Origin of the sequence: Pasteurella sp. WM03 (assembly GCF_004570945.1) — a bacterium.
GTDB lineage: Bacteria > Pseudomonadota > Gammaproteobacteria > Enterobacterales > Pasteurellaceae > Rodentibacter.
Window position 1 is genome coordinate 21,873 of record NZ_SPPO01000010.1, and the last position, 26,398, is coordinate 48,270.

The 26,398-nt window shown below is 39.7% G+C and carries 22 protein-coding genes, 1 other RNA gene and 1 pseudogene; 16 read left to right on the forward strand and 8 right to left on the reverse strand.

Annotated features, from left to right (window positions below; genetic code table 11):
• Window positions 1-95: 95 nt before the first annotated feature.
• Together E4T92_RS09490 and E4T92_RS09495 are read right to left on the reverse strand one after the other, a co-directional pair.
• Entirely contained in the window at window positions 96-1,358 is a 1,263-nt protein-coding gene (locus E4T92_RS09490; RefSeq protein ID WP_077541976.1) for an inorganic phosphate transporter, read from the reverse strand.
• Between the two features lie 25 nt (window positions 1,359-1,383).
• Window positions 1,384-2,064, reverse strand: coding sequence for a TIGR00153 family protein (locus E4T92_RS09495; RefSeq protein WP_077541977.1), 681 nt, complete (start codon window positions 2,062-2,064; stop codon window positions 1,384-1,386).
• A gap of 295 nt (window positions 2,065-2,359) precedes the next feature.
• Here E4T92_RS09495 and E4T92_RS09500 point away from each other — a divergent pair, with 295 nt between their 5' ends.
• From E4T92_RS09500 to E4T92_RS09525, 6 genes are all read left to right on the forward strand, one after another.
• A complete protein-coding gene (locus E4T92_RS09500; RefSeq protein WP_135094443.1) occupies window positions 2,360-3,433 on the forward strand; it encodes an inorganic triphosphatase in 1,074 nt (357 codons plus the stop codon).
• Window positions 3,434-3,491: 58 nt separating this feature from the next.
• Window positions 3,492-4,868, forward strand: coding sequence for a DNA repair protein RadA (gene radA, locus E4T92_RS09505; protein ID WP_135094445.1), 1,377 nt, complete (start codon window positions 3,492-3,494; stop codon window positions 4,866-4,868).
• Between the two features lie 247 nt (window positions 4,869-5,115).
• A complete protein-coding gene (lrp, locus tag E4T92_RS09510; RefSeq protein WP_135094447.1) occupies window positions 5,116-5,589 on the forward strand; it encodes a leucine-responsive transcriptional regulator Lrp in 474 nt (157 codons plus the stop codon).
• Between the two features lie 3 nt (window positions 5,590-5,592).
• Window positions 5,593-8,400, forward strand: a complete 2,808-nt coding sequence (locus E4T92_RS09515; RefSeq protein WP_135094449.1) for a DNA translocase FtsK — start codon at window positions 5,593-5,595, stop codon at window positions 8,398-8,400.
• A 160-nt stretch (window positions 8,401-8,560) separates the two neighbouring features.
• The gene (gene lolA, locus E4T92_RS09520) at window positions 8,561-9,139 is read left to right on the forward strand and encodes an outer membrane lipoprotein chaperone LolA (RefSeq protein WP_245232450.1); all 579 of its coding nucleotides are present in this window, start codon (window positions 8,561-8,563) and stop codon (window positions 9,137-9,139) included.
• A gap of 62 nt (window positions 9,140-9,201) precedes the next feature.
• Complete coding sequence (locus tag E4T92_RS09525) at window positions 9,202-10,542, forward strand: replication-associated recombination protein A (RefSeq protein WP_135094453.1); 1,341 nt, start codon at window positions 9,202-9,204, stop codon at window positions 10,540-10,542.
• A gap of 28 nt (window positions 10,543-10,570) precedes the next feature.
• Here E4T92_RS09525 and E4T92_RS09530 read toward each other — a convergent pair whose 3' ends face one another.
• A complete protein-coding gene (locus tag E4T92_RS09530) occupies window positions 10,571-11,011 on the reverse strand; it encodes an ester cyclase (RefSeq protein ID WP_077541984.1) in 441 nt (146 codons plus the stop codon).
• A gap of 324 nt (window positions 11,012-11,335) precedes the next feature.
• On the opposite strand from E4T92_RS09530, the gene E4T92_RS09535 reads away from it, so the two are divergent.
• Window positions 11,336-12,232, forward strand: a complete 897-nt coding sequence (locus E4T92_RS09535; RefSeq protein WP_135094455.1) for a DMT family transporter — start codon at window positions 11,336-11,338, stop codon at window positions 12,230-12,232.
• 281 nt (window positions 12,233-12,513) lie between these two features.
• Here the strand turns inward: E4T92_RS09535 and E4T92_RS09540 are convergent, their stop codons facing one another.
• The 3 genes from E4T92_RS09540 to E4T92_RS09550 all read right to left on the reverse strand — a co-directional run bounded on the left by E4T92_RS09540 (window position 12,514) and on the right by E4T92_RS09550 (window position 18,211).
• Window positions 12,514-14,274, reverse strand: coding sequence for an ABC transporter ATP-binding protein/permease (locus E4T92_RS09540; RefSeq protein WP_135094457.1), 1,761 nt, complete (start codon window positions 14,272-14,274; stop codon window positions 12,514-12,516).
• A gap of 57 nt (window positions 14,275-14,331) precedes the next feature.
• Window positions 14,332-16,506 carry a TonB-dependent receptor gene (locus tag E4T92_RS09545; protein ID WP_135094459.1) on the reverse strand — a complete coding sequence of 725 codons (2,175 nt, stop codon included), beginning with the start codon at window positions 16,504-16,506 and terminating at the stop codon, window positions 14,332-14,334.
• Window positions 16,507-16,816: 310 nt separating this feature from the next.
• The gene (locus E4T92_RS09550) at window positions 16,817-18,211 is read right to left on the reverse strand and encodes an MATE family efflux transporter (RefSeq protein WP_135094461.1); all 1,395 of its coding nucleotides are present in this window, start codon (window positions 18,209-18,211) and stop codon (window positions 16,817-16,819) included.
• A 42-nt stretch (window positions 18,212-18,253) separates the two neighbouring features.
• On the opposite strand from E4T92_RS09550, the gene E4T92_RS09555 reads away from it, so the two are divergent.
• Complete coding sequence (locus E4T92_RS09555) at window positions 18,254-18,865, forward strand: riboflavin synthase subunit alpha (protein ID WP_135094463.1); 612 nt, start codon at window positions 18,254-18,256, stop codon at window positions 18,863-18,865.
• A 117-nt stretch (window positions 18,866-18,982) separates the two neighbouring features.
• Here E4T92_RS09555 and E4T92_RS09560 read toward each other — a convergent pair whose 3' ends face one another.
• Entirely contained in the window at window positions 18,983-19,588 is a 606-nt protein-coding gene (locus E4T92_RS09560; RefSeq protein ID WP_077541990.1) for a DedA family protein, read from the reverse strand.
• Window positions 19,589-19,798: 210 nt separating this feature from the next.
• Here E4T92_RS09560 and rplY point away from each other — a divergent pair, with 210 nt between their 5' ends.
• A complete protein-coding gene (rplY, locus tag E4T92_RS09565; protein ID WP_077541991.1) occupies window positions 19,799-20,086 on the forward strand; it encodes a 50S ribosomal protein L25 in 288 nt (95 codons plus the stop codon).
• 148 nt (window positions 20,087-20,234) lie between these two features.
• Here the strand turns inward: rplY and ssrA are convergent.
• Window positions 20,235-20,599: a transfer-messenger RNA gene (ssrA, locus tag E4T92_RS09570) on the reverse strand.
• Between the two features lie 108 nt (window positions 20,600-20,707).
• On the opposite strand from ssrA, the gene E4T92_RS09575 reads away from it, so the two are divergent.
• From E4T92_RS09575 to E4T92_RS09605, 7 genes and pseudogenes are all read left to right on the forward strand, one after another.
• Entirely contained in the window at window positions 20,708-21,202 is a 495-nt protein-coding gene (locus tag E4T92_RS09575) for a hypothetical protein (RefSeq protein WP_135094465.1), read from the forward strand.
• Window positions 21,203-21,317: 115 nt separating this feature from the next.
• Window positions 21,318-22,385, forward strand: a pseudogene (dinB, locus tag E4T92_RS09580) (DNA polymerase IV).
• 41 nt (window positions 22,386-22,426) lie between these two features.
• Entirely contained in the window at window positions 22,427-22,963 is a 537-nt protein-coding gene (locus tag E4T92_RS09585) for an elongation factor P hydroxylase (RefSeq protein WP_135094467.1), read from the forward strand.
• Window positions 22,964-23,123: 160 nt separating this feature from the next.
• On the forward strand, window positions 23,124-24,206 hold the full coding sequence (gene prfA, locus E4T92_RS09590) for a peptide chain release factor 1 (RefSeq protein ID WP_135094469.1): 1,083 nt from the start codon (window positions 23,124-23,126) through the stop codon (window positions 24,204-24,206).
• A gap of 53 nt (window positions 24,207-24,259) precedes the next feature.
• Window positions 24,260-24,715, forward strand: coding sequence for an RDD family protein (locus tag E4T92_RS09595; RefSeq protein ID WP_135094471.1), 456 nt, complete (start codon window positions 24,260-24,262; stop codon window positions 24,713-24,715).
• Complete coding sequence (prmC, locus tag E4T92_RS09600) at window positions 24,715-25,605, forward strand: peptide chain release factor N(5)-glutamine methyltransferase (protein ID WP_135094473.1); 891 nt, start codon at window positions 24,715-24,717, stop codon at window positions 25,603-25,605. Before E4T92_RS09595 ends, prmC begins: the two co-directional genes overlap by 1 nt.
• Window positions 25,592-26,395, forward strand: coding sequence for a SirB1 family protein (locus E4T92_RS09605; protein ID WP_135094475.1), 804 nt, complete (start codon window positions 25,592-25,594; stop codon window positions 26,393-26,395). The genes prmC and E4T92_RS09605 overlap by 14 nt, the downstream gene beginning before the upstream one ends.
• Window positions 26,396-26,398 lie beyond the last annotated feature (3 nt).

A 26,398-nucleotide genomic window follows, 5' to 3' on the forward strand; every position in this document is an offset into this window, starting at 1 on the left:
AACCTGATTTCATGACTATTGACAGGGATACATATAATGTATCCCTACATTTCGTTGAAATTCCTAATTTTGTGTATTTGTTACATCATACCCTATTAGTGAAAAATTGCCCGTAAGATATAGAAAATCACGATAGCAAAGAAAGCCCCTGCCGGTAGGGTAACAATCCATGAGCTAATGATATTACGAATTACCGTCAAGTTTAAGGCGGCAATACCGCGGGCAAAACCGATACCTAAAATTGCGCCGACAAGCGTTTGTGTGGTAGAGATTGGTAAACCCGTACCGGAAGCGACAACTACGGTCATTGCGGTAGCAAACTGAGCCGCGAAACCACGACTTGGCGTTAAATCTGTAATACCTGATCCTACCGTAGCCATTACTTTTTGCCCCATGGAAATTAATCCCACTGCAATACCTAATGCGCCTAATGGGAGTATCCACCACGCTAATGTACCACCAGAAACGATTTTGCCCCCTTCATCAACAATGGAGACAACGGCTGAAAGTGGCCCGATTGCGTTTGCCACATCGTTAGAACCGTGAGCGAATGCCATTGCACAGGCGGTTAGGAGCATTAAAATACTAAATACTTTTTCAACGGCGCCGAATGTACCTTTTGTTGCTGATTGAGCGAAGGTTTTACTACGGAAATAGAAGTGGAAGAAAATCATACCGACGAGGCTGATAGCCAATGAAATTGCTAAGGTTTCACCGTTAGAAAGATGTAATCCAACATGTTTTAAACCTTTTTTCATTGTCACGATACAGAGCACAAAGATGGTGACACCCATGTAGTAAGGCCCATATTTTTGTGCGTTTTTAAGGGGTTGGTCAGTATCAAAGATGAGTTTTTGTGTGCTAGCAAAAATCGCATAAGCTAAAACCCCGGCAATCACAGGCGTAACAAACCAACTTCCGACAATGCTACCGATGGTTGACCAATCCACTGAGCCCGGGCCGATAGTCACACAAGCAAAGCCGAGAATAGCACCGATAATGGTATGTGTGCCGGAAACCGGCCATCCCATTTTAGTTGCGATAAATAACCATGCGCCGGAAGCAAAGAGTGCGGAGATCATCCCGAGGGCGAGAATGTCCGGTGTATCGACAAATTGCATAGGATCAATCACACCACTTTTAATGGTCTCTGTCACTTCACCACCGGCAAGATAGGCACCTGCTGACTCAAAAATTAATGCGATAATAATCGCTTGTTTTGCGGTAATCGTGCCTGAACCTACTGAGGTTCCCATAGAATTTGACACATCATTGGCGCCAATACCAAACGCCATAAAAAATCCAAACACAGCGGTGATCAACACCAACCATGTACCATACTGATTAATTATTTCCATAGTCTTTTTCCTATGTATATGAGTTTTATGAACGCGCTAACATTAATTCAATACGTGAACCGACACGTTGTGCTTGGTCGGCAAGGACACCTACCCACTCAATAATTTTATATAAGAACATTACATCAATCGGATTGTAACGGCTTTCAATGGTATAAAGCATTTTTCGTAGTTTAATTTGCATTTGATCGGTATCGTCTTCAATGCTATCCAATTCCTGAATCATATTGTTGACTAACTGTAACTCACGACCTTTAAAGCCGGTTTCTAATAATTTATCCATTTCTTCAATCACCAAATGGGCTTGATGAATGGAATCTAAACTACGGCGAACATAGTTCAAAAAATCTTCTTGCATTTCTTCCGGGATACCAAACTGGCGACCAATCATCCGACCGGCAATATCTTTGGCGAAGTTTGCAAGTTTGTCTTGTTGTGTGACTAATTCCAATAAATCGGTACGATCGATGGGTAAGAATAAACCACGCGGTAATTTCAAACGAATTTCACGTTTGAGACTATCCGCTTCACGTTCGCGTTGAGAAATTTCTAAACGCACGCTTTCTGCATTTTCCCAATCTTTTGAGAAGGTTTTTTCAAAAAAAGGAATCAAAAGATCGCAACATTCTGTCACTTTGTCGGAATGTTTCTGCAAAGGTTTTAATGGTGAGTGGGCAAATAATCCAAGAATATTATTCATTGCCATATCTCATTTACTCCATAACAGGGGGTTGAAATTCGTGCGCATATTACCTGATTTTTATTTGAAATAGAATTGATTTTATAGATGGCGGTTATCGGGTTATTGATTAATATTTTATGTATATCTCTAGAAAACATTCATACAAGAACGGTTTGAATAAGCATTTTCTGAAATATTATGGATAAAAAAAGTTTTTATTTCGTTATTATCAAGTAGAAGGGAAGTAACACAAAAAACCTTGATTTATTTACATTTACTTGTATATTTAACCAGTTAAATTAATAAAGGATTTATCCTCATGACCAATGAAGTTGAACTCAAACTTGCTGTTTCTCCGGAAATATTTCACTTACTTGAAAAACATCTACAACAATTTAATCTATTAGGATGTAAAAATATTGATTTAGGGAATACTTATTATGATTATCCCGATCATTTTCTTGCTAAGCAAAAGATGGGATTACGTATTCGTCAAGAAAATCAAACCTTTACATTAACCCTCAAAACTAACGGAAAAGTCCTAGGCGGTTTGCACGAGCGTCCGGAATATAATTTGTCGCTGGAAGAAAAAGAAACGCCGACAAATGAACAGCTACGGAATTTGTACCACTTTGAGCAGTTACCCAATGCGCCATTAAATGCCATATTCTCTACGGATTTTAACCGCACTTTTTGGTTAGTTGAATTTCGAGATTCCAAAATTGAAGTCGCCTTTGATCAAGGGGAGATTGTGAGCGACGGGCATTCACAACCTATTTGTGAAATTGAGTTTGAATTAAAAGAAGGGAAAGTCAGCGATCTTTTCTATTTTGTGGAAGATTTGCCCGTTTTGAGCGATATTTATTTTAGCAGTGCGAGCAAGGCGAAGCGTGGCTATCAACTTAGTAGCCCCATAGTTTTAACGGATTGGCTAGATAAATGGCGTGATTTTTTGAACAAAGATAGAGAAGAAAGTGCGGTAGATTTTAACGCAAAATTTCACCGAATTTTAAAAATGGAGCAAGCATTGGTGGAAGAAACCTTGTCTTTAGCGCCCTCGTTTTTTAGCCAAGATTTTATGAAAACCGTGGAACGGGTCGGGGCATTTTTCAATTTGTACCATTATTACGATGAAAATAAGACATTGTTTGAGCAGGTATTAGAACAGAGAAACAAAGACTCGGTAGAAGATGGTATATTGCAACAGTTGCTTGAAAGTAATCAAAGGTTTCTTGACGATATTCAGGCTTTGATTCGTTTTCACAGTGAAACCAAGGATAATGAAAAAACTATTGAAAAATTGACCGCACTTTTTAAGACACGTTTATATTTTGAACGAATGATTCAGTTAATGCGTTTATCGGTATCGGGCGAATCAAGCCTGTATCATTAAAAAGTATCGCTATTCGATATTGCGTGTTCAAAACAGTTTTATTTGATGGAGAAATACCATGGCGAAAGCCCCTAAAACGGCTTATGTATGTAATGATTGTGGTGCAGAGTTTTCCCGTTGGCAAGGGCAATGTTCTGCTTGCAAAGCGTGGAATACCATTAGCGAAGTACGGTTGATTTCTGCGGTAAAAAGCAAAAATGACCGTTTCAGTGGTTATGCCGGTGAAACGCAGGCAAAAATTCAAACGCTGTCAGAAATTAGTTTGCAGGAAACGCCACGATTTACCAGTGGATTTAAAGAGCTTGATCGTGTACTGGGCGGGGGAATTGTACCGGGCAGTGCGATTTTGATCGGGGGGCATCCCGGTGCCGGAAAAAGTACCTTGTTGTTACAGGTGATGTGTGGTTTGGCTCAAAAAATGACCGCACTTTATGTGACGGGGGAAGAATCCTTACAACAAGTGGCAATGAGAGCGAATCGCTTAGGTTTACCGAATGATAAACTCAATATGCTTTCTGAAACTTCGGTAGAGCAGATTTGTAATCTTGCCGATCAACTCAAACCACAAATTATCGTGATTGATTCTATCCAAGTCATGCATTTGGCTGATATTCAATCTTCGCCCGGTAGTGTGGCGCAAGTGCGGGAATGTGCTTCTTTTTTGACACGCTATGCGAAAACCCGACAAGTAGCGATTATTATGGTGGGGCACGTGACAAAGGACGGCACACTTGCCGGCCCCAAAGTGTTGGAACATGCCATAGACTGCTCCTTGCTTTTGGAAGGGGAGGCGGATTCCCGCTATCGTACCCTACGTAGTCATAAAAATCGCTTTGGGGCAGTGAATGAACTGGGCGTATTTGGTATGACGGAACAAGGTTTACGTGAGGTAAAAAATCCATCAGCGATTTTTCTTAGCCGTGGTGACGAGCAAACATCGGGTAGTTCTGTGATGGTATTGTGGGAAGGGACACGCCCGTTATTGGTTGAAATTCAAGCCTTAGTGGATCATTCTATGTTGTCAAATCCACGTCGTGTTGCGGTAGGGTTAGAACAAAACCGTTTGGCGTTATTACTTGCGGTACTGCATCGCCACGGGGGATTACAGATGGCGGATCAAGATGTATTTGTTAACGTTGTAGGTGGGGTGAAAGTCACGGAAACCAGTGCGGATTTAGCCTTATTACTTGCACTAATTTCCAGTTTTCGCAATCGCCCTTTACCACAAGATTTAGTGATCTTTGGTGAGGTAGGACTTGCCGGTGAAATTCGTCCTGTACCGAGTGGGCAAGAACGTATTAGTGAAGCAGCAAAACACGGATTTAAACGTGCCATTGTACCTTTTGGCAATAAACCGAAAAGTGCGGTCGAAAATATGCAAGTTTTTACGGTGAAAAAATTAGCGGATGCGTTAGCGATTCTGGATAATTTCTAGAAATTCATTGTCATACTGAAAACTTCGGCAAAATCAATTAGAATACCTTGCATAAATAATCGGTATTATGTAGCAAGCACACAAAAGTAGGAATTTCAATGAAGTAGTAGGGACACACTGTGTGTCTGATAGTAACATATTGAAATAATTTGATTTTATAAAGGACATAGGCAGTGTATCCCTACAATTCCAAAATTAGGTTTATGCAACTGCTACATAATGCCGTAAATAATGGGGACAAAACAAAATGGAAAAAAAGAAGCCGCTAGATGCGATTGATATTAAAATCCTTAATGAACTACAGCGCAATGGCAAAATTTCAAATATTGACCTCTCCAAAAAAGTTGGATTATCACCGACCCCTTGTTTAGAACGGGTAAAACGTTTGGAAAAGCAAGGCGTGATTATGGGCTATCGTGCCTTGCTTAATCCAGAGTTACTTGATGCGCCACTTTTAGTGATTGTTGAAATCACACTTGTTCGTGGTAAACCTGATGTATTTGAAGAATTTAATGCAGCGATTCAAGCCCTTGATGAAATTCAAGAATGTCATCTTGTGTCCGGTGATTTTGATTATTTATTGAAAACTCGGGTGGCAGATATGGCGGCTTATCGAAAATTATTAGGCACAACACTACTTCGTTTACCCGGTGTGAACGATACTCGCACCTATGTTGTGATGGAAGAAGTCAAACAAACTAATTATCTTGTTTTAAAATAAAAAATGATTAAACAAATTACTGAACGATTTACACCGAAACAATATCTCGCTGAATTGATTTTAGGCTTGATCGCACTTTTCGGTTTGTACATGATTGTGGCTTGGTCAAGCTATACACCACTGGATAATTCTTGGTCAACCGCAAGTTTTCAAACCGAAACCATTAATAAAGCCGGTACTTTTGGTGCATGGTTAATTGATGCGTTTTTTGTGTTTTTTGGCTATATAGGCAATTTACTTCCTTTTTTGATTTTTCTTATCCCTACGTTTTTGTTGAAAACAAAAGCGGTTCGCTTTTTATCTGTGACTAAAATCTTGCTACGAAGCTTTGGTTTTATCACTTTAGTAATTGGGTTAACCATGGCAGTCACCTTGTTATTTTCTAATACCAATTATTATTTATCCGGTGGGGTGTTAGGCGGTAGTCTTGTCGTATGGCTTTATCCAACTTTAGGAAAATTTGGCTGTATTCTACTGGGTTTTACTCTCACCATTGTGGGGTTTATTTTTTGTTCAGGCGCTTCTTTGATCCGCCTTATTATCCGTTTTTATCATTGGTTGACGATGAAAAATGACAATCCACGGGATATAGAACAGTCTTCAACATCCGTTGAGGAGCTTGAACAAATTGTGATTCAAAAGCCGGAATCTTTGGTGATGAACAGAGATAATGGTACAGAAGAACCGGTTCAAAGTGGGGAAAAACATTTAACAGCGAGTGAGGATGCTGAAACGCCTCTTGTTCAACCGGAAACGCTGATTAATATCAGTGGTTTGTCACCATCAATGACGCGCCCTTCTGACTCCAAACAAATGACATCTGAATTTCACGAAAATTTTGATGCTTTCAAAGCTGAAACCTTTGATGAATTACCGAAAGTAAGCATTGCGGCTTATGGTGAAGCCACATTTCAGCCATCTGTTTCGATTTGGCAAAACACAAGCCAACAACACCATATTGAAGAAGAACAAAGTACGGCTGATTTTTCCTCGGTTTCTAAATTAAATGAGCCCACAATACCGACGGTCACGCTCGCCCCGGCTACGCAAAATTCATCATCACAATTGACCGCACTTTCTGATGAAGTGAATGATGAAATGGATGATTTGGCACGTCAATTTGCTGAGCAAGAGCAACAGCGCCTTGCAGAAATGGAAGCCCGTGCTAAAGCCTTAAATGCAGAAGAAACATTAAAAGTCATTTTAGCAGAGCCACAAACCGCTATTCAAAGCACACAAGAGAAAGAAACTGCACCGATTTATAAGCCTTATGGCGATTCATTGATTCATCCGGCATTCCAACAACCGACAACGAAACGTGAGAAACCGACTACGCCGTTGCCGAGTTTGGATTTATTGGAATATCGTCCAACACAAGCACAAGATATTACTAGAGAGGAAATTCACAATATCTCGCAACGTATTGAGCAGCAGCTTCGTAATTTTAACGTCAAAGCGGTGGTGAAAGATGTATTGGTCGGGCCGGTGGTCACACGTTACGAGCTTGAATTACAACCGGGAGTGAAAGCCTCAAAAGTGACAAATATTGATACGGATTTGGCACGTGCGTTGATGTTCCGTTCTATTCGTGTCGCAGAAGTGATTCCGGGTAAACCCTATATTGGTATTGAAACACCGAATGCCCACCGTCAAATTGTGCCGTTACGTGATGTATTAGACTGCAATGAATTCCGTGATTCTAAAGCGCTTTTACCGATGGCATTAGGGAAAGATATCAGTGGTAAACCTGTTGTGGTGGATTTGGCGAAAATGCCTCATTTACTGGTGGCAGGTTCAACGGGTTCCGGTAAATCGGTTGGCGTGAATACTATGATTTTAAGTTTGCTTTTCCGTGTTCAACCGGAACAAGTGAAGTTTATTATGATTGACCCAAAAGTTGTAGAACTTTCTGTCTATAACGATATTCCACATTTGCTCACGCCGGTTGTTACCGATATGAAAAAAGCGGCGAATGCATTACGTTGGTGTGTCGATGAAATGGAACGCCGCTATCAGCTACTTTCCGCTCTTCGTGTACGAAATATTGAAGGGTTTAACGAAAAAATTGATGAATATGAAGGCATGGGAATGCCTGTACCGAACCCAATTTGGAAACCGGGCGATACGATGGATCAAATGCCATCGGCACTGAAAAAATTAAGCTATATTGTAGTGATTGTCGATGAATTTGCCGATTTGATGATGGTGGCTGGGAAACAAATCGAAGAATTTATTGCCCGTCTTGCTCAAAAAGCACGAGCAATTGGGATTCACTTGATATTAGCAACACAACGTCCGTCAGTAGATGTAATCACCGGATTAATTAAAGCGAATGTGCCAAGCCGTATTGCCTTTACGGTGGCAAGTAAAATTGATTCCCGTACGATTTTGGATCAGGGCGGGGCTGAAGCCTTATTAGGTCGTGGCGATATGCTTTATTCTGGACAGGGATCATCCGATCTGATTCGTGTTCATGGTGCATTTATGAGTGATGATGAAGTGGTACGTATTGCCGATGATTGGCGTGCCCGTGGAAAACCGGATTATATTGACGGCATTTTGGACAGTGCAGATGAGGAAGAAAGTGCGGAAAAATCAGCAGGAAGCAGTGGGGAACTGGATCCGCTATTTGATGAAGTGATGGAGTTTGTTCTCACAACAGGCACCACTTCTGTTTCTGCCCTTCAACGTAAATTCAGCGTAGGCTTTAACCGTGCTGCCAGAATTATGGATCAAATGGAAGAACAAGGCGTTGTGAGTGCCATGCAAAATGGTAAACGTGAAATTCTTGCACGTCGTCTGGATTATTAATTTCTCTTTTAAAAAGGAAAGTAAAATGAAAAAAACATCGTTAAAATTATTCACAAACTCGCTCGCTCGTTTGTTCACCTCTCACGAGGCCGTTGGCAAAGCCAACGTTCAAAAAACAACGTTTTTTGTGACCGCACTTGGTGTGGTGGGCTTGGGGTTAATGAGTTTTAGCCCTATCGCACTTGCTGATGCCGCAAGTGAATTACAATCACGTTTAACACGAGTAAATGTATTAAGTGCGGATTTTTCCCAAACAGTTACTGCTGCGGGGGGAAAAAATGTGCAACAAGGGAGTGGGAAAATTCAAATTAAACGCCCGAATTTATTTAGAATGGAGACTAAATCACCACAAGAAACACAAATTATTGCTGACGGCAAAACCCTTTGGTATTACGATCCTTTTGTACAACAAGTGACGGCACAATGGGTGAAAGATGCAGTAAATAATACCCCTTTTGTGTTGCTGACCAGTGATGATAAAAGCCATTGGAATCAGTATTCGGTAACGCAGCAGGTAGATACTTTTGTGTTAAAACCTAAATCAGCGAAAAGTAATATTAAACAGTTTGATATTCGTGTGGATGCCAATGGTGTATTGAAAAATTTCAGCACCACAGAAAAAGACGGACAAACCAACCTTTACGTGTTGCGTAATATTACCAACCAATCTCTCCCTGATAGTTTATTTAGCTTTAATCCACCTAAAGGCGTGGAGTTGGATGACCAACGTAAAAAGTAATGCTTGGGGCGTATTAATTACGCCCTTGATTTTTATTTTAAATGCTTTAATGGGAAAAAATGATGGCGAATCTTGATTTTGATTTTTCGGAAAATGATTTTCGTCCCCTTGCCGCCAGAATGCGCCCGACCAATCTCGATCAATATTTTGGTCAATCACATCTTATTGGTGAAGGTAAACCGCTACGTAAAGCGATTCAAGCCGGTCATATTCATTCTATGATTTTTTGGGGGCCGCCCGGCACGGGCAAAACCACATTGGCAGAAATTATTGCTAATCAAATTAACGCGGATGTTGAACGCATTTCAGCGGTTACCGGTGGGATAAAAGAAATTCGTGAAGCCATTGAGCGTGCAAAACAAAACCGTCTCGCTGCTCGAAAAACGGTTTTATTTGTAGATGAAGTGCATCGTTTCAACAAAAGCCAGCAGGATGCTTTTCTTCCTCATATTGAAGACGGCACGATTATCTTTATCGGTGCAACAACAGAGAATCCCTCTTTTGAATTGAATAATGCCTTACTTTCTCGTGCAAGGGTATATGTGTTGAAATCTTTAACCGTTGATGAAATAGAATCCGTGCTTCAGCAGGCACTACAAGATTCGGCACGTGGATTGGCAAAAGAGCGGTTAATTTTAGAAGAGAATTTATTACGGACGCTTGCTGAATATGCTAATGGTGATGCCCGTCTCGCCTTGAATTGTCTTGAACTGATGGTGGATATGGCAGATGAAACGGAAAACGGCAAAAAAATTGACCGCACTTTACTGAAAACAGTACTGGGCGAGCGTCAAGCCCGTTTTGATAAACAGGGTGATCGCTTTTATGATCTTATTTCAGCTTTGCATAAATCCGTTCGGGGATCAGCACCTGATGCGGCATTATATTGGTATGCACGTATTTTAACGGCGGGTGGCGATCCGCTTTATGTCGCAAGACGGCTGTTAGCCATTGCCTCGGAAGACATTGGGAATGCCGATCCCCGTGCGATGCAAGTGGCACTTGCCGCTTGGGATTGTTTTACCCGAGTGGGGGCTTATGAAGGAGAGCGTGCCATAGCGCAAGCGATTATTTATCTTGCCGTTGCCCCCAAAAGTAATGCGGTTTATACCGCTTTTAATACGGCAAAACAGCAAGCCAAAAACTTACCGGATTATGATGTACCGCCTCATTTACGCAATGCGCCTACTAACCTGATGAAAGAGTTGGGGTTTGGGGTGGAATATCGTTACGCTCATGATGAACCCAATGCTTATGCTGCCGGTGAAAATTATTTCCCTGAAGAACTCAAAGAGACACAATATTATTTTCCGACAAATCGTGGGATGGAAATTCAAATTAAAGAAAAGTTAGAGCGATTACGTGAACAGGATAAAAATGCGGTGAAAAAACGGTACAAATAACAAATGCGTGGATTTCCACGCATTTTTCTTAGAACATACTACGCCCGCTCTCCGTTTTTTCCGGTACAGCTTGAATGACATCCCAGTGCTCTACAATTTTGCCATCTTTATCAAAACGGAAAATATCCACAACTGCCTCACCACGATCTTCATCATTTAACTGACTATGAACATGTAGGGCAACCAAATCGCCATCAGCTAATACACGTTTTACGGTTGCTTTTGATTTTGGATGGGCTTTTAAGAACGGCGTAAACGCGTCAATAAAGGCTTGTTTACCGTCTGCCACGGTTGGATTGTGTTGTAAGTATTCTTTACCGATATATTTGTCACTGGCTTCTTGTAACTTATGTTGATTAAATACCATTTCATAGAAATCAAGCGCAGCGGCTTTGTTTTGTTCCGGTGTTGAAGCAAATAAGCTTGTTGAAAATGCAAAAAGTGCGGTTGTTAAAAGAACTTTTTTCATCAAAACTCCTTCATATTCTATTAAAAAAGCACGCGCATTATAATGAAATTAAATCTTAAAGCTAGTGTGTATTTGGAAATAGACTTTTTCTTCTTATGAAATAATTAAGACCGAAAACTGATTGAATTGCAGATTCTAACAATCAATTCCACCGTACCCTTGAATCTCGATTATTAGCTAAGCTAATTTTACTTACTTGAGGATATGACTGAATTCTTCTTATGCGCTGTTGTATTTCTACACCATATCTACATTTTTTTATTGGTAAAACATAAAAATATCTTATAATCATCAATATTACTTACCTTTATATTAATTTTTCCTATGAGTAATGATTTTCTAATAAGATTTTCTTATGTTTTATTAATGGGTTTTGGCTTTCCTATTATGCGTTATATGAGTATTCATTTTGAAACACTAAATAATAATGCGGTTCGATTTATCTCCGGTGGTTTATTATTTGTTTTTATTTGTGTCTTAAAATATAGGAATGAGTTAGTTAAGTTGTTAAGAGAACCGGCAATCATTTTTTATCTTCTTTTGTTGGCTGTTTTTATGACGGCCAATATGTATTTTTTTATTAATGGTCTTAAATATACTTCGGCTTTAGCGGGTAGCGTTTTTGGTATTATCTCAATGCCTTTAGCCGTTATTATGGCGGCAATTTTCTTTCGAGATGAAAGGGAAAAGGTAAAACAAAAGAATTTTTATATTGGGAGCGCCTTGGCTATCATTGGCTCTTTGCTATTTGTCATTGAGGGAAATAATGCTAGTGGCGGTAACGATTTTATAACGGGTTCACTTTTTTTAGGCACCGCCATATTTATTCAATCTATCCAAAATCTTTTTGTTAAAAAGGTTTCAAAAAAATTAAATGCTGTCGTTATCAGTGCTTTTACCGCTACGTTATCCGGTATTTTTTATCTGATTTTAGCTAAAAATAGCGGCGTTATTTATCAGTTGCAGGATGTGAGTTTCGGTTTATTAATAGGGTTAATTTTTGCAGGAATGTATGGAATGCTAACGGGAATGTTGTTGGCATTTTATATCGTTCAAAAGCAAGGTATTGTTGTTTTTAACATTATTCAATTAACCGTACCTTTATCTACGGCTTTAATTAGTTATGTCACCTTGGGGGAAACCATTTCGGTTTATCAAGGTTTTGGTGCTGCGATAGTTATTGTGGGATGTGTTTTTTCATTGAGAAAAAAGCAGCAATAGAATCAATGAAATTTATTGAAGTTATAAAAGAATCATCAATTAATAAGAGTTTGATAATATTCTATTGGTTTTCTCGGTATTATGTGGCAAATACACAAAATAGAAAATTTATACAAAATATAAGGCGTACTGAGTATGCCCTTTGTTTATAAGCCATTAAAGTTATTGATATTGGATACAAGTCGTGTGTCCTTACACTCACATCAAAATATAGGTTTTGGTAACTGCTGTATAATACCAATAATATGAGAAAGTGCGGTCAATTTTGACCGCACTTTTATCTATACAATACAGACTTCCAATTTCAATTGTTTATTGTGGAATTGATGGAGTGTGCTGCGATGTCCAATACTGAGAATAATCATATTCGGTAAGCGTTCTTTAATGATTTTATAAAGCTGATATTCGGTGGCTTCATCAAGTGCGGAGGTTGTTTCATCCAAGAAAACTACGTCAGGTTTGGTGAGCAAGATACGAATGAACGCGACACGTTGTAATTCACCGGGTGATAAAATGGCTTGCCAGTCGTTTTCTATATCAAGCGCGTGGAGATATTTTTCCAAGCAACAATCACGCATTATATTGATTAAGTCCGGATGATGAGGATTAATGTCCGGATAACAAATAGCCTCACGCAAAGTCCCTTGTGGCATATAGGGGCGTTGCGGTAAAAATAAACTTCCCATACAGGGGTGTTCCGCAATCCCGATAATTTCAAAAGGATAGATGCCGGCAATGGCTTTGAGTAAGGTAGTTTTACCTGTACCTGACGCCCCTTGAATGAGTAACGCATCACCATTTTCAAGTTCTACATTTATGTTATTTAATAAAATGCGTCCTTGTTCGTCTTTTATACCAAAATCTTTTAATGCCACTCGATTGGAGCAGGTATAAGGTTGGGAGATTCCCGACCTATCCAATTCATCTAATTTGGTTATAAAACCATAAAGACGGCTAAGACGTGCCTGATATAAGGTAAATTCTTCATAAAATAACCGGAAGAAAGAAAGTGCGGTCATTAATCGATTAAAGGCTTGCACGGTTTGGTGCATATCGCCCAGTTTGATTTGGCCGCTAAAAAAACGGGGGGCTTGTAGCATTAATGGTAATAGTTTGGCAAAACGGGTAACGCCGTTGTTAAAACCGTCCAAACCAAGCATTTTTAAGACAATCGCCCAACGGTTGCGAATGATTTGAGAAAATTTATCTTTCAGTAAAATTTGCTCTTTCGGCTCACCATGATAAAAGGCAATACTTTCCGCATTATCACGCACCCGAATTAATGAATAACGATAATCGCCGTTGAGTTTTTCTTTATTAAAGTTGAGTTTTATCAATGGGTAGCCAATCCAAACGGACATTAGGGTAGCAAAAATAATAAAGCCATAAATAAAGAACACCACGCCTTTTTCAATAGTCAAACCGAAGATATTTAATACACCGGAAAGTGACCAGAGAATAATAGTAAACTCAATGGTGGTCAGAACAGAATTTATCATTCCCCGCACAATTTGCATGGTGCTGGTGATAAATTCCCGTGCATCCTGTTCAATTCGCTGATCGATATTATCGGGGAGTTCCCGATCATATTTGAGTCGATAATAGTTTTTATTTTCCAGCCAGCGTTTCACTAAAATCCTATTAAGGCTTTTTAACCAACGAATTTCAAAAACTTGGCGTAGAAAATAATCAATAATGGTATGTACCACTTGAATAAGTACTAAAAGTGCGTTGAGTTTAGCAAAGAACCAAAATTTATCTGCATTGAGTTCTTGCATTGAGCTATACAAGCCATTGTAGAAAAAGGAATTGAGCACACTAAACCGTACTTCAAGCAAAATCATCAGGAAAAGCAATAGCAGCATGGCAATCAGTTTAAGTCGGTTTTGCTTGGTAATGGATGGCGAGGCAATTCGCCAAAATTTTTTGCCGAAAATTGTGTGTTTTAATGCTGTCATTGTAAGGGTAACACAGATTATCACCCAAAAAAGTGCGGTCAAAATCCAGTTTAAACTATTATTGAGTTCGGTTTGCCAGTTCATAAATGTTTATCAATGAAAAAAGGGCGAGAGTGTTTCGCCCTGATAAGATTCAATGAATTAGAAGGAATATTCTACGTTAGCCCAATAAGTGCGAGGCATACCTAACACAGCAAAGCTACGATCATAACGGCCGCGTTGAACCTGCCAGTATGATTTATTAAATAAATTTTCTACTCCAAAACGGAATGTCAGGCTTTGTTGCTCACTTAATTTCGCCACGTATTTAGCACCTGCATCAACCGTTGTATAAGATGGAAAGGCAAATTTTTCAGAATAATCTTGATAGGATTTTCCGTAGTATTGAACAGCTGCATTGAGTGTTAAAGCTCTGATAAATGGGGTATCCCATTCAACGGCGGCTTTAGCAATCCAACGAGGGCTTGCCACTTGTGAGCCGTTGATAATCGGACCGGCAAAACTTGGGTAATCAATTAATTTTCCTTGATTGTAAGTGATACCTAAACTTGGGCGTAATGTACTATTTAGCAGATTTCCGTAGATATTTAATTCAATACCGCGGTTACGTTCTTTGCCTTGTTCCTGTCCGGTTTTAGCATGAACACCGGGGCGTGATAATTGGTAAATGCTTAAGGTTGTGGTTGCAAGATCTTTCCAGTTTTTACGCACCCCTAATTCAATTTGTCGGCTAACAACAGGTTTTGCCATAACGCCGGTATCCTCATCAGTTGCACCCGGTTCCAAATCTTCTAAATAATTGGCATAAAAAGTTAAGTTTGGATTAGGTACATAGGCTGCCATCACCATTGGGCTAAAACGATTTTCGTGATAGCGAACATCTCGATCTGGTTTTGCCGGATAAGGCAGGGCGTGTTGCTTAATCCACTGGAAACGTCCGCCGAGTGTTAAACGAACGGTGTTATCAATAAATGAAGCGGTATCTGCAAAGGCGAGGCTGTAACTGGCTAGTTTTTCGTTCGTTGCGCCTTGCGTTACGGCCTTATTGGGCTGCTGGGATGTCATAAATTGCGGATGATAAAGATTAAGATTGGAATAAATATTTTGATTTAAAACCGTCCCCTGATCAAAATCACGTTGGCGTCTTACCGCATCAAATGCTAAATTCCAGTTGTGGTTGATCGAACCGGTTTCAAATTCACCTTGTAATTTTAGATTTCCGCTTGTTGTACGAATATGATAGTCCATCGCTCTCAGTTGTTGTAAACGATATTGTTCGGTATAGGTGGTTTCATCCATCATTCGAACTTGACCGAATGTACCGTAATAGCGTGATTCCATATAACCCAAGCCACCGGATAACATCATGTTATAAGGTAGATCATATTCAAAGGTTCCCATAATGGTTTGATCTTGAGTGGTTTGACCGTTCCAATGCGGCACAAAATTTGTATCACCGTTTGGTGCGCTTGGTAAACGATAGTTTAAGCGCTGAATATCTTGAATACGCGCACGACCGCCATGTGTTGCCCGTTTGGCATACATATAATCAATACCTGCACGGAACTTCTCACCACGATAGTCCAAACCCACAGCCAATTCTTTGTTTCGTTCGTCATAGTTATGGCGTGCCGTATCACCATCACGATATTTCCCGTTTAGGCGGATACCCCATTCTTTATTTGCACCGAAACGGCGACTAAAATCAAAGGTTTCCTGTAAACGATTGTTGCTGTACCAAGCAAAACCAAGTTGATTAATATCTTCATCCGTCGCCCGTTTGGTCTCAACGTTTAAGGAAGAACCGGCGGCACCTTCAGGATCCATTCCGGCGACAGCCGTTGAAGCGCCTTTGATTAATTGAGCGGAGCTAACGGCAGCAGTTGGGGAGTTATAAGTAGAATAAAGCCCTGGTAATCCATTCACCGTAATTTGACGGGCATCCAATTGCAATCCTCGCACATAAATGCCCGATAAGGTATTGGTTTCTCCACCGAAATTCATCACAGAAGAATCAATTTTAGCAATTCCGTCTAAAAGATTACGTTGTTGAGAATTTTCAAAGGCTTTTTCATCGTAGTGAACAACCGCAATAGGTGAAGTAAATGCAGTTTGTCGCCCCAGTAAACTGAGATTAACAATTTCTTTTTGTTTTTCACCGGCCGCTTTGGCTTTTTCTAACTCACTCATGACATTGATTTGATCTAATACGGTTTCGGAATCTAAGCTTGCATCAGATACTTGAGTCTCTGCTAGTGTAGAAACAGATATTCCGGCAAATAGCGCAGTATAAAGAATGTTATGTTTAAACATCATGATTGCTTCCCTTAAAATGAATGAAATAAAAAAGAGTCACAAGTATAACTGAAAATAATTGTTTATCTCAATAAGAATAATTTGTATTTGTTATTAATAAAATATAGAGAAAATTAGTTAGGAGGAAAGTGTAGAAGAAATGACAAAAGCGTGGAGACGTGTGAGAAAAGAGTAATCTCTAAAATTTTAGCCCTCTCTGTTTATAGAGAGAGCTATGGTAAAAATACAATGAAAAACAACCGCACTTTGTTTCTTAATGCTTTGATTTTTCATTAATAAATTGAAAGAGCGCATTTTTAGGCGAATTGCTTTATTTCAGTTTTTCTAATCGAGCCATCAATACATCATCACTCAAACCTTGTATTTTTCTCATCCGATAGAATAATAACACGGCGGCAAAGGTCAGAGAAACGACAAAGGCAATCCAGAAACCTTGAGCACCAATATTTGGGATAAGCAAATCCGTTCGCGCGAGTGTATAGCCCAACGGCACACCGATCACCCAATAGGCAAAAAGGGTGATATAGAGAATGACTTTAGTATCTTTATAACCACGTAACACTCCGCTTACAACGACTTGTATCGTATCTGAAAACTGGTAAATTGCTGCAATAAGCAATAAACCGGCGGCCATACTAATCACAGTTTTATCTGTTACAAAAATGCCTGCAATTTCATAGCGAAAGAATACGGTAATAAATGAGGTGATGAGTGTGACGGTTAAACCAAGAATAATGGCTGAGTAAGCGATATTTTTCGCTTTTTTTGGTGAACCTGAGCCGAGAGCTTGTCCCACTAGAATTGTGGTAGCCATACCAATTGACATCGGAAACATAAAAATAAAGGAACTGGTATTTAACGCAATTTGATGACTTGCCACAATGGTTGCGCCAAGTGGAGAAAGCAATAATGCAGTAATCGCAAAAAGTGCCACTTCACAGCAAAGTGCGATAGCAATGGGTAAACCAAGTTGTAAGAGTTTCTTTAATATCGCCACGTTAGGTTTTTCAATGAGTTGGCTAAAGACTTTTAATTGACGTTCTTGACGATTAAAGTAAGAGTAGCCAATCATCATTAAACACATTGACCAGTTCACGATTGCTGTTGCTACACCACATCCCACCGCCCCTAGTGCTGGCATACCGAGTTTACCGTAAATTAAAATATAGTTGAGTGGAATGTTTAGCATTAGCCCAAGAAAGGTGATGAGCATCGCCGGCTTAGTTTTTGCAATGCCATCATTTAAACAACGAAAATTAATCAGCAATAAATAAGCGGGTAGTCCCCACACCATGGCATGCAGATAGTCTCGTGCAATTTGTGCCATTTGAGGCTCCATTTGCATAAATTGTAAGACAAAGTCACTGTGATAAATAAACAATCCAAGTGGAATACTACTTGAAAGTGCGATCCAAATACCTTGACGGACTTGATGGGCGATACGATGGCGTTGTCCCGAACCATTCAAATAGGAAATAGTCGGAGGTAAGGCAAGTAATAAACCATGCCCGAAGAGAACTAAAGGCAGCCAAATAGACGCACCGACAGAAATGGCCGCCATATCCGTAGAACTTACTCGCCCTGCCATAATGGTATCCACAAGCCCCATTGAGTTTTGAGCGATTTGTGCTAACAGAATCGGAATAGCGATTTTAATTAGTTTTTTAATATCAGCGTGATATTCGGATAAAAGACGAAAATTCATAAGTTTGATATACTATGCAAAAAATTTGATTGAGGAAAATTTATGTTTACAGGAATTGTACAGGGAATTGCCCCGATTCATTCAATAAAAGAAAAGGCACATTTTAGAACACAGGTCGTAAAATTACCACCAGAAATGCAAAAAGGGTTAGAAATTGGTGCGTCTGTGGCAAATAATGGTGTGTGTTTAACGGTAACAGAAATAAATGGTGATTTAGTGAGTTTCGATTTAATGAAAGAAACCTTACGAATTACCAATCTGGGCGAACTAAAGGCAGGTGATTTCGTTAATATTGAACGCGCTATGCAAATGGGCGCTGAAATTGGTGGGCATATTCTATCCGGTCATGTTTATTGTACTGCGGTGATTTCCGACATCATCACAACCGAAAACAATCGCCAAATTTGGTTTAAATTACCGAATATGGAAGTCATGAAATATATTTTAACCAAAGGTTTTGTGGCGGTAGATGGTATTAGCTTGACCATTGGTGAAGTGAAAGACAATCAATTTTGCGTGAATTTGATCCCTGAAACATTACAAAGAACCTTGATGGGGCAGCGAAAAATAGGGGATGTGGTCAATATTGAAATTGATCCTCAAACTCAAGCAATTGTTGATACGGTAGAGCGTTATTTAGCGGCTCGCACTTAAATGTTTTGGGGAGGGACACACTGTGTGTGTCCCTACATGTCGTTGAAGTTTCTGTTTTTGTGCATTTGCTAGATAATATCGAAAAATCTTACTTTTTTTGACCGCTCTTTTATAAAATTAATTTTTCTGTTTTTTCGATTTTTTCCACTTCCAAACTAAGAATAGGGCAACAGCAGCAACCAATATGTAAATAACCATTTGACCCTTCTGTATTTGCTCATGTAGCCAATCTAAATTTCTCGCCCCAAATTCTCCAAGGTACACCCAAATTGGCACAGAAATAATGGCTGCACAGAAATCAATGAACACAAAACGGGCGTAGCTTACTCGACGTGTAATGCCTGAAACCATATAAATTGGCGCTCTTAAGCCTGGGAGAAAGCGAGCGATAAATAGCACCCGATTACCATACTGAGCGAATTTTTCACGTACCATTTTTAAACGTTTTAAGGTGACAATTTTTCTCATTGGTCTGAAACGTAAAATTTTTGTGCCATAAATTCGACCTAGCCAATACATACAGGAATCACCGGCAAGTACGCCGAACATACTGACTAACAACATGACATGGGAATTAATACTTTCGGGATAGAGCCCGGCGATGACACCACCTGAAACAAGGGTTATATCTTCCGGAATAGGAACACCAAAGCCACAGATAATCAAAACAAAAAGTACAGCCCAGTAGCCGTAATCAGTAAAAAAACTAATAAGAAATTCCATTTTTGCCTGCTATTTTCATTCTCTCAATGGGTAAAAATTGGGAGGTATTCTAATCTTTTCTGACTGAATATCCTAGAAAAAGTTTGCCTTGGTGGAGAGGATATTTTATAATCTGCGCCCTCAAAGTCAGGACTTTGGGACAATTCAGGAAAGTTGTTGGGTCGCCTGCAACTTTTTAATTTTTAATCTTATTTTAAAGAGAACATCAAAATGGCATTTAAATTTAACGCTGAAGTTCGTGTAGCGCAAGGTACGGGTGCGAGCCGCCGTCTGCGTCATAATGGTCAAATTCCTGCTATTGTTTATGGTGGTAAGGAAGCACCGGTTTCAATCATCTTAAATCACGATGAACTAAACAATGCACAAGTTCATGATTCTTTCTACTCTGATGTGATTACACTTGTCATTGACGGTAAAGAAGTTGCTGTGAAAGTGCAAGCCATGCAACGTCACCCGTTTAAACCAAAATTGGTTCATGTTGATTTCAAAAGAGTATAATTCAGTATTTATTCTCTTTTAAGCTGATTTTATTCCCGAAATAGCTTTTCTCTTAAAATTAGCTCTCATTATTAGATAATAAAAAAGCCTTGAAGTGAGTATTTTCAAGGCTTTATCGGTTCTTATTGGATTGTGTTAGATTTCAATTTGGTGGAGCTGGCGGGAGTTGAACCCGCGTCCGAAATTACTCTACCTTCAGTACTACACGTTTAGTCGATCTTTGATTTCACTTAAGTATGCGGACAGACACGCTAAACTTAAGCCAGTTTGATTCAATTTAATGCTTCGATCCTCAAACGGCGGCTTCCACACGATCTCGTTTTGGTTTGACTCCGCGTTATCCCCGTCTTACGAGCGGAAGCTAGGGCGCAAAGGCTAAATGCAGGTTATTAAGCTGCTAAAGCGTATTGTTCGTCGTTTGCGACTATTTTTTTGCGGTTTATTTACGAGGCCTACCGCACCTCGACGTGCACCTTGGGCTTTGCTAATCCCGTCGAATCCAGAATCAGCCCCAAATTGGGCGTAAGTTTATCAAAAAAAGATGCGAAGTAAAAGAATCTATTCATAAAGCTTTTTTATTGGGTTAGAATTCGCCCACTTTTTATTGAAAGGAAAAATAGAATGAAAAATTTGACATCTCTTGTTATTGCTTCGATGAGTGCATTATTTTTAGCGATAAATGCTTCTGCTCTTCCTACTAAAAAAGAGGAGGTAAAAGTTGCTACCAAAAAAGAAAGTGTGGCTGAAATGAAGTCTGTTTCACAAGCTGTCTCAATTCATATTGAGAATCGTCAATTAACTGTTGATAATAATGGTCAGGCGTTAGCTGTATTTAAATATGTAGTGACAAATATTGGTAATAAACCCATTTCAGCTATTCAATGGCTCAATGCTTATGTGAGCAAACGTGAAGTGATTCATAATCAAGATATGAAACTGGATCTTACATCACCATTAATGCCGGGGCATTCATTATCAATTAATTTACAAATTCCTTTTGTGCAGATTCAAGAAAAATTCAGACCGATTTTTATGGATTCTCAATCTAGAATTGATGTTTACCCAATTGATCGGATTATTCGTTTTAGTGATAAAAAAGAACTTCACGAACGTTAATCATTTCCTCCTAGCTTAAGCCTGCCAATGTGTAGGCTTATTTTATATGTATGGTTGAACAGTGGTTTTCTTCCCGTTATACTAAACACCTGTTTTTTTAACCGCACTTTGATTTATGTTTTTCACTCGCAAAATTATTCATATTGATATGGATTGTTTTTATGCTTCGGTAGAGATTCGTGATAACCCTGCTTTGCGAGGAAAACCTGTTGCTGTTGGTGGAAGTTCCCGCCAGCGTGGTGTTTTAACAACATGTAATTATGAAGCGAGAAAATTTGGTTTACATAGCGCAATGCCAACCGCACAGGCAGTGAAAAAATGTCCGAATCTTATTCTTGTACCCGTCAATATGCCGTTATACAAACAGGTTTCGTTGCAAATCCATCAAATTTTTCGCCGTTATACCAACATCATTGAACCTCTTTCATTGGATGAGGCCTATCTGGATGTGACGGATTGCGAAAAATGTTCAGGTTCCGCCACTTGGATTGCACAAGAAATTCGCCAAGCGATTTTTGACGAACTCAAACTGACGGCATCGGCAGGTATTGCTCCTCTTAAATTTCTTGCCAAAATTGCCTCTGATATGAATAAACCGAACGGACAATTTGTAATTAAACCGGACGAGGTAGAGGAATTTGTTAAAACCTTGCCTTTAAAGAAAATCCCCGGTGTGGGAAAAATCACATCACAGCGTTTATTAGAAATGGGGCTTGAAACCTGTGCTGATGTTCAATGATTAGATCAAACCGTATTACTCAATCAATTTGGCAAAATAGGCAAGCGGATTTGGGATTTTAGCCATGGCATTGATGAACGGGAAGTGCAACCTTATCGGGAACGTAAATCTGTGGGCGTAGAACGTACGTTGATAGAAAATATCCATCATCTGGAGCAAGGTATTGTGTTGCTGGATAAACTTTACACCGAACTCATTCACCGTCTTGAACGTAGCGTGCCAAATACACCGTTATCCTCATTTCGCAAAATAGGAGTAAAACTTAAATTTGAGGATTTTCAAGTGACCACTTTAGAAAAAACAGGCTTGCCATTGTCATTATCAGGGTTTCAACATCTATTAACTCAGATTTGGCAACGGAGTAAGGGAAAGTCAGTACGATTAATTGGATTACACGTTAATTTACCCGAAGAAAATAAACATGAGCAAATGACCCTTTGGTGATATAATTCGCCCCTTTCTATGGGATAGGTGCTGGAGAAGTAATGGAACATCAACTCGATGATATTATCGCAATTTTTAATCAATGTTTTGAACAAGAATATAATACCCGCCTTGTAAAAGGGGGCGAAGAACCTATTTACATTCCGGCAAATGAAAATGTGCCATACCATGCAATCTATTTTGCACGGGGTTTTTATAGCAGCGCATTGCATGAAATCGCCCATTGGTTGGTTGCCGGCAAAGAGCGCCGTAAATTGGAAGATTTCGGCTATTGGTATGAGCCGGACGGCCGCTCGGAAGCGCGTCAGCGTGATTTTGAAAAAGTCGAAGTAAAACCGCAGGCATTGGAATGGATTTTGGCAACCGCCGCTGGTTTTCGCTATTTTGCCAGTGCGGATAATCTTAATGGTAATCCCGGTGATACCCAACCTTTTAAACAAGCCGTGTATGAACAAGTAAAAAGTTATGCAGAAAAAGGCTTACCAAAACGGGCGGAGACCTTACGAAAAGCCTTGGCGGATTTTTATGGCACGGAAGATCGTATTGATTTGAGCAAATTTGATGTGACGCGTATTTAAAAGTGCGGTTGGTTTTATACGATTATTTATGGCTTCGCCATAATGGTAAAGCCAACGTTCAAAAACTTTGTTTCTTTGACCGCACTTTGCACGCTGTAAATTTTTCCTAAAATCAGCTAGAATGTGTCGGTTTTATTTCTGCTTTAACTTAAGACGATTTATGAAAGATTCCATTATTGCAAAACTTGAAAGTTTAAAAGAACGTTATGAAGAATTAGAGGCATTACTTGGTGATGCCTCAGTGATTAGTGATCAGGATAAATTCCGTGCCTATTCCAAAGAATATGCACAACTTGAAGATGTGGTGAAATGTTTTCATCGCTGGACACAGCTTAATAACAACATTGAAGAAGCGGAAATGTTGTTAGATGATCCGGAAATGAAAGAAATGGCACAAATGGAAATTGAAGAATCCAAAACAGAAATTGAAGAAGTGGAACAGCAACTTCAAATCCTTTTATTGCCAAAAGATCCGAATGATGAATACAACTGCTATTTGGAAATTCGTGCCGGAACAGGTGGGGATGAAGCGGGAATTTTTGCCGGTGATTTATTTCGTATGTACAGCCGCTATGCAGAAAGTAAACGTTGGCGTGTAGAAATGTTGAGTGCGAATGAAAGTGAGCAGGGCGGCTATAAAGAAGTGATTGTAAAAGTGAGCGGTGATGGCGTATATGGTCAGTTAAAATTTGAATCCGGCGGTCATCGTGTACAACGCGTGCCAAAAACCGAATCTCAAGGTCGTATTCATACTTCTGCTTGTACTGTGGCGGTTATGCCGGAATTACCGGAATCAGAAATGCCGGAAATTAATCCTGCCGATTTGCGTATTGATACTTATCGTTCGTCCGGTGCAGGTGGTCAGCACGTTAATACGACAGATTCCGCGGTGCGTATCACCCATATTCCAACGGGGATAGTGGTAGAATGTCAAGATGAACGTTCACAGCATAAAAATAAAGCTAAGGCCATGTCGGTGCTTGCCTCACGCATTGTCCAAGCGGAGCAAGAACGCCAAGCGGCAGAACAAACGGATATGCGCCGTAATTTATTAGGTTCAGGCGATCGTTCCGATAAAATTCGTACTTATAACTATCCGCAAGGTCGCGTTACCGATCATCGCATCAATTTAACGATTTATCGTTTAGATGAGGTGATGAATGGTAAAATTGATGAACTGATTCAGCCGATTATCACCGAATATCAAGCGGACCAATTGGCGGCATTATCTGAAACAAATTAACGAGTAGGGCATCTGATCTCAGATGCTCTTTTTTACTTTTAGGGAGCAATAAAATGTTAGTTGAAAATCCAAAGGATCAAAAAGTGCAAGATGCGGAATTTTCTTCATTTTCCCAAACTTCACAGCCGGTGTTGGCGAGCCGTTTTAAACGCTGGCTTGCCAGTATGATTAACGGCGTGATTTTATGGGCTATATTAACGATCGGCTTTATATTTGGAGACTTTACCGGATTTCTTTCTATCTTGTTGTATTTAGGTTTACAGATCTATTTTATGAAAACTTACGGGCAGACAATGGCAAAACGTTGGCTAGGATTACGTGTTTTTGATTATCAAACCCAACAGCCGATAGTGTTTGGCAAATATATTGGGCGTGAGCTGATTGATCAATTGCTTGCATGGACAAGTTTTTTAATCCTTATCAGTGGAATTGTCGCGCTTATACGTGATGATCGTCGCTCTTTAACCGATTTAGTGATTGGTACTGTAGTAGTTCAAGACAAAAAATAATGAATTATCGACAATGGTTGAAACAAGCCTCGGAAGCCTTAAGTCAAGCCAATCCTGATGAAAACGGCAAAACTGATGCCTTGGTGTTATTACAATTTGCCACCGGAAAATCCCGTACACAAATTTTAGCTTTTGATGAAACGGAGATTGATGAAAAAGTGCGGTCAAATTTAACCGCACTTTTGGCTCGTCGTTTAAAGGGGGAGCCCATTGCCTATATTTTAGGTGAAAAAGAATTTTGGTCATTATCATTAAATGTGTCTAAAAGCACCTTAATCCCTCGTCCTGACACAGAAATTTTAGTGGAGAAAGCCTTGATGATAGCGAAGGAAAAACTCCAGAAAAATCCACCGTACTTTGCTATATTGGATCTCGGCACGGGAACGGGAGCGATTGCTTTAGCGTTGGCATCAGAATTAATGCCAATTTGTGAAAAACAGCAGACCGAATTAAAAATTATTGGGGTGGATTTGATCCCGAATGCGGTGGAATTGGCAAAATCCAATGCGGAAAAAAATCAACTCAATGTTGCTTTTTTCCAAAGTCAATGGTTTGAAAATGTAGAGGGGAAGTATGATTTGATTGTCAGCAATCCTCCTTATATTGATGAAAAAGATGAACATTTAAATCAAGGTGATATACGCTTTGAACCGCTTTCTGCTTTGGTTGCTTCCGAACAAGGTTATGGGGATTTGCAACATATTATCAAATTCGCACCCGCTTATTTAAAAAATAGCGGAGCATTATTAGTGGAACATGGTTGGCAACAAGGTGAAAAAGTGCGGTCAATTTTCGTTGAAAATCATTGGGAAAACATTGCAACCTTGCGGGATTATGGCGACAATGAGCGCGTGACATACGGTTTTTGGGACAATTATGAAGTATTATAAACGAGCGTTATACGATAAATTTGTGAGCTTTTATCATATTATTTCCGAGAATGAAGGGAACATTGAAGCACAGCTACGCGCTAAAATGGGACATTTGGTACGTAAAGCGCGTAGTGAAATTTCACCGGATTGGGCGGTAGAAGATCGTATTCATCATTTATTACAATTGGTCTATGGTGACTGGGGTTTTCATTGTGATCCTGAACATTATTTTTATGCTCGAAATCTCTATTTACCCTATGTCTTAGAATATCGTGAGGGCATGCCGGTGAGCCTTGGGGCAATTATCTTATACCTTGCGGAAGCCTTAGATTTACCGATCTATCCTGTCAATTTCCCAACGCAATTAATTTTGCGTGCTGAAGTGGATGAGCAAGTGGCATTTATCGATCCTTGGAATGGAAACTACATTTCTCAAGAAAAATTACAGCAGCTTTATGAAGGAGCTTTTGGATTTGGTGCAAAGATCCAATCTGAGGAACTTGATCGTGCAGATATTCAACAGCTCTTTTCTCGCTTTGAACAGCTTGCCAAAAATGCCCTCATTCGTGAAGAACATAATGATATGGCGTTTCGTTATATTGAATCATTAGTTCATCAATCTGATGATCCCCATAATATCCGCGATCGTGGTTTAGTATTGGCTCAGATGGGGGCATATTCCCAAGCATTGAAAGATCTAGAGTATTTTGTCGATAAATGTTCGCAAGATCCCACTGCCGCATTGATTCGGGTACAACTATTAGAACTCAAAGGCGAGATTGATAAAGATCGCCAAGTTATTCATTAAGAA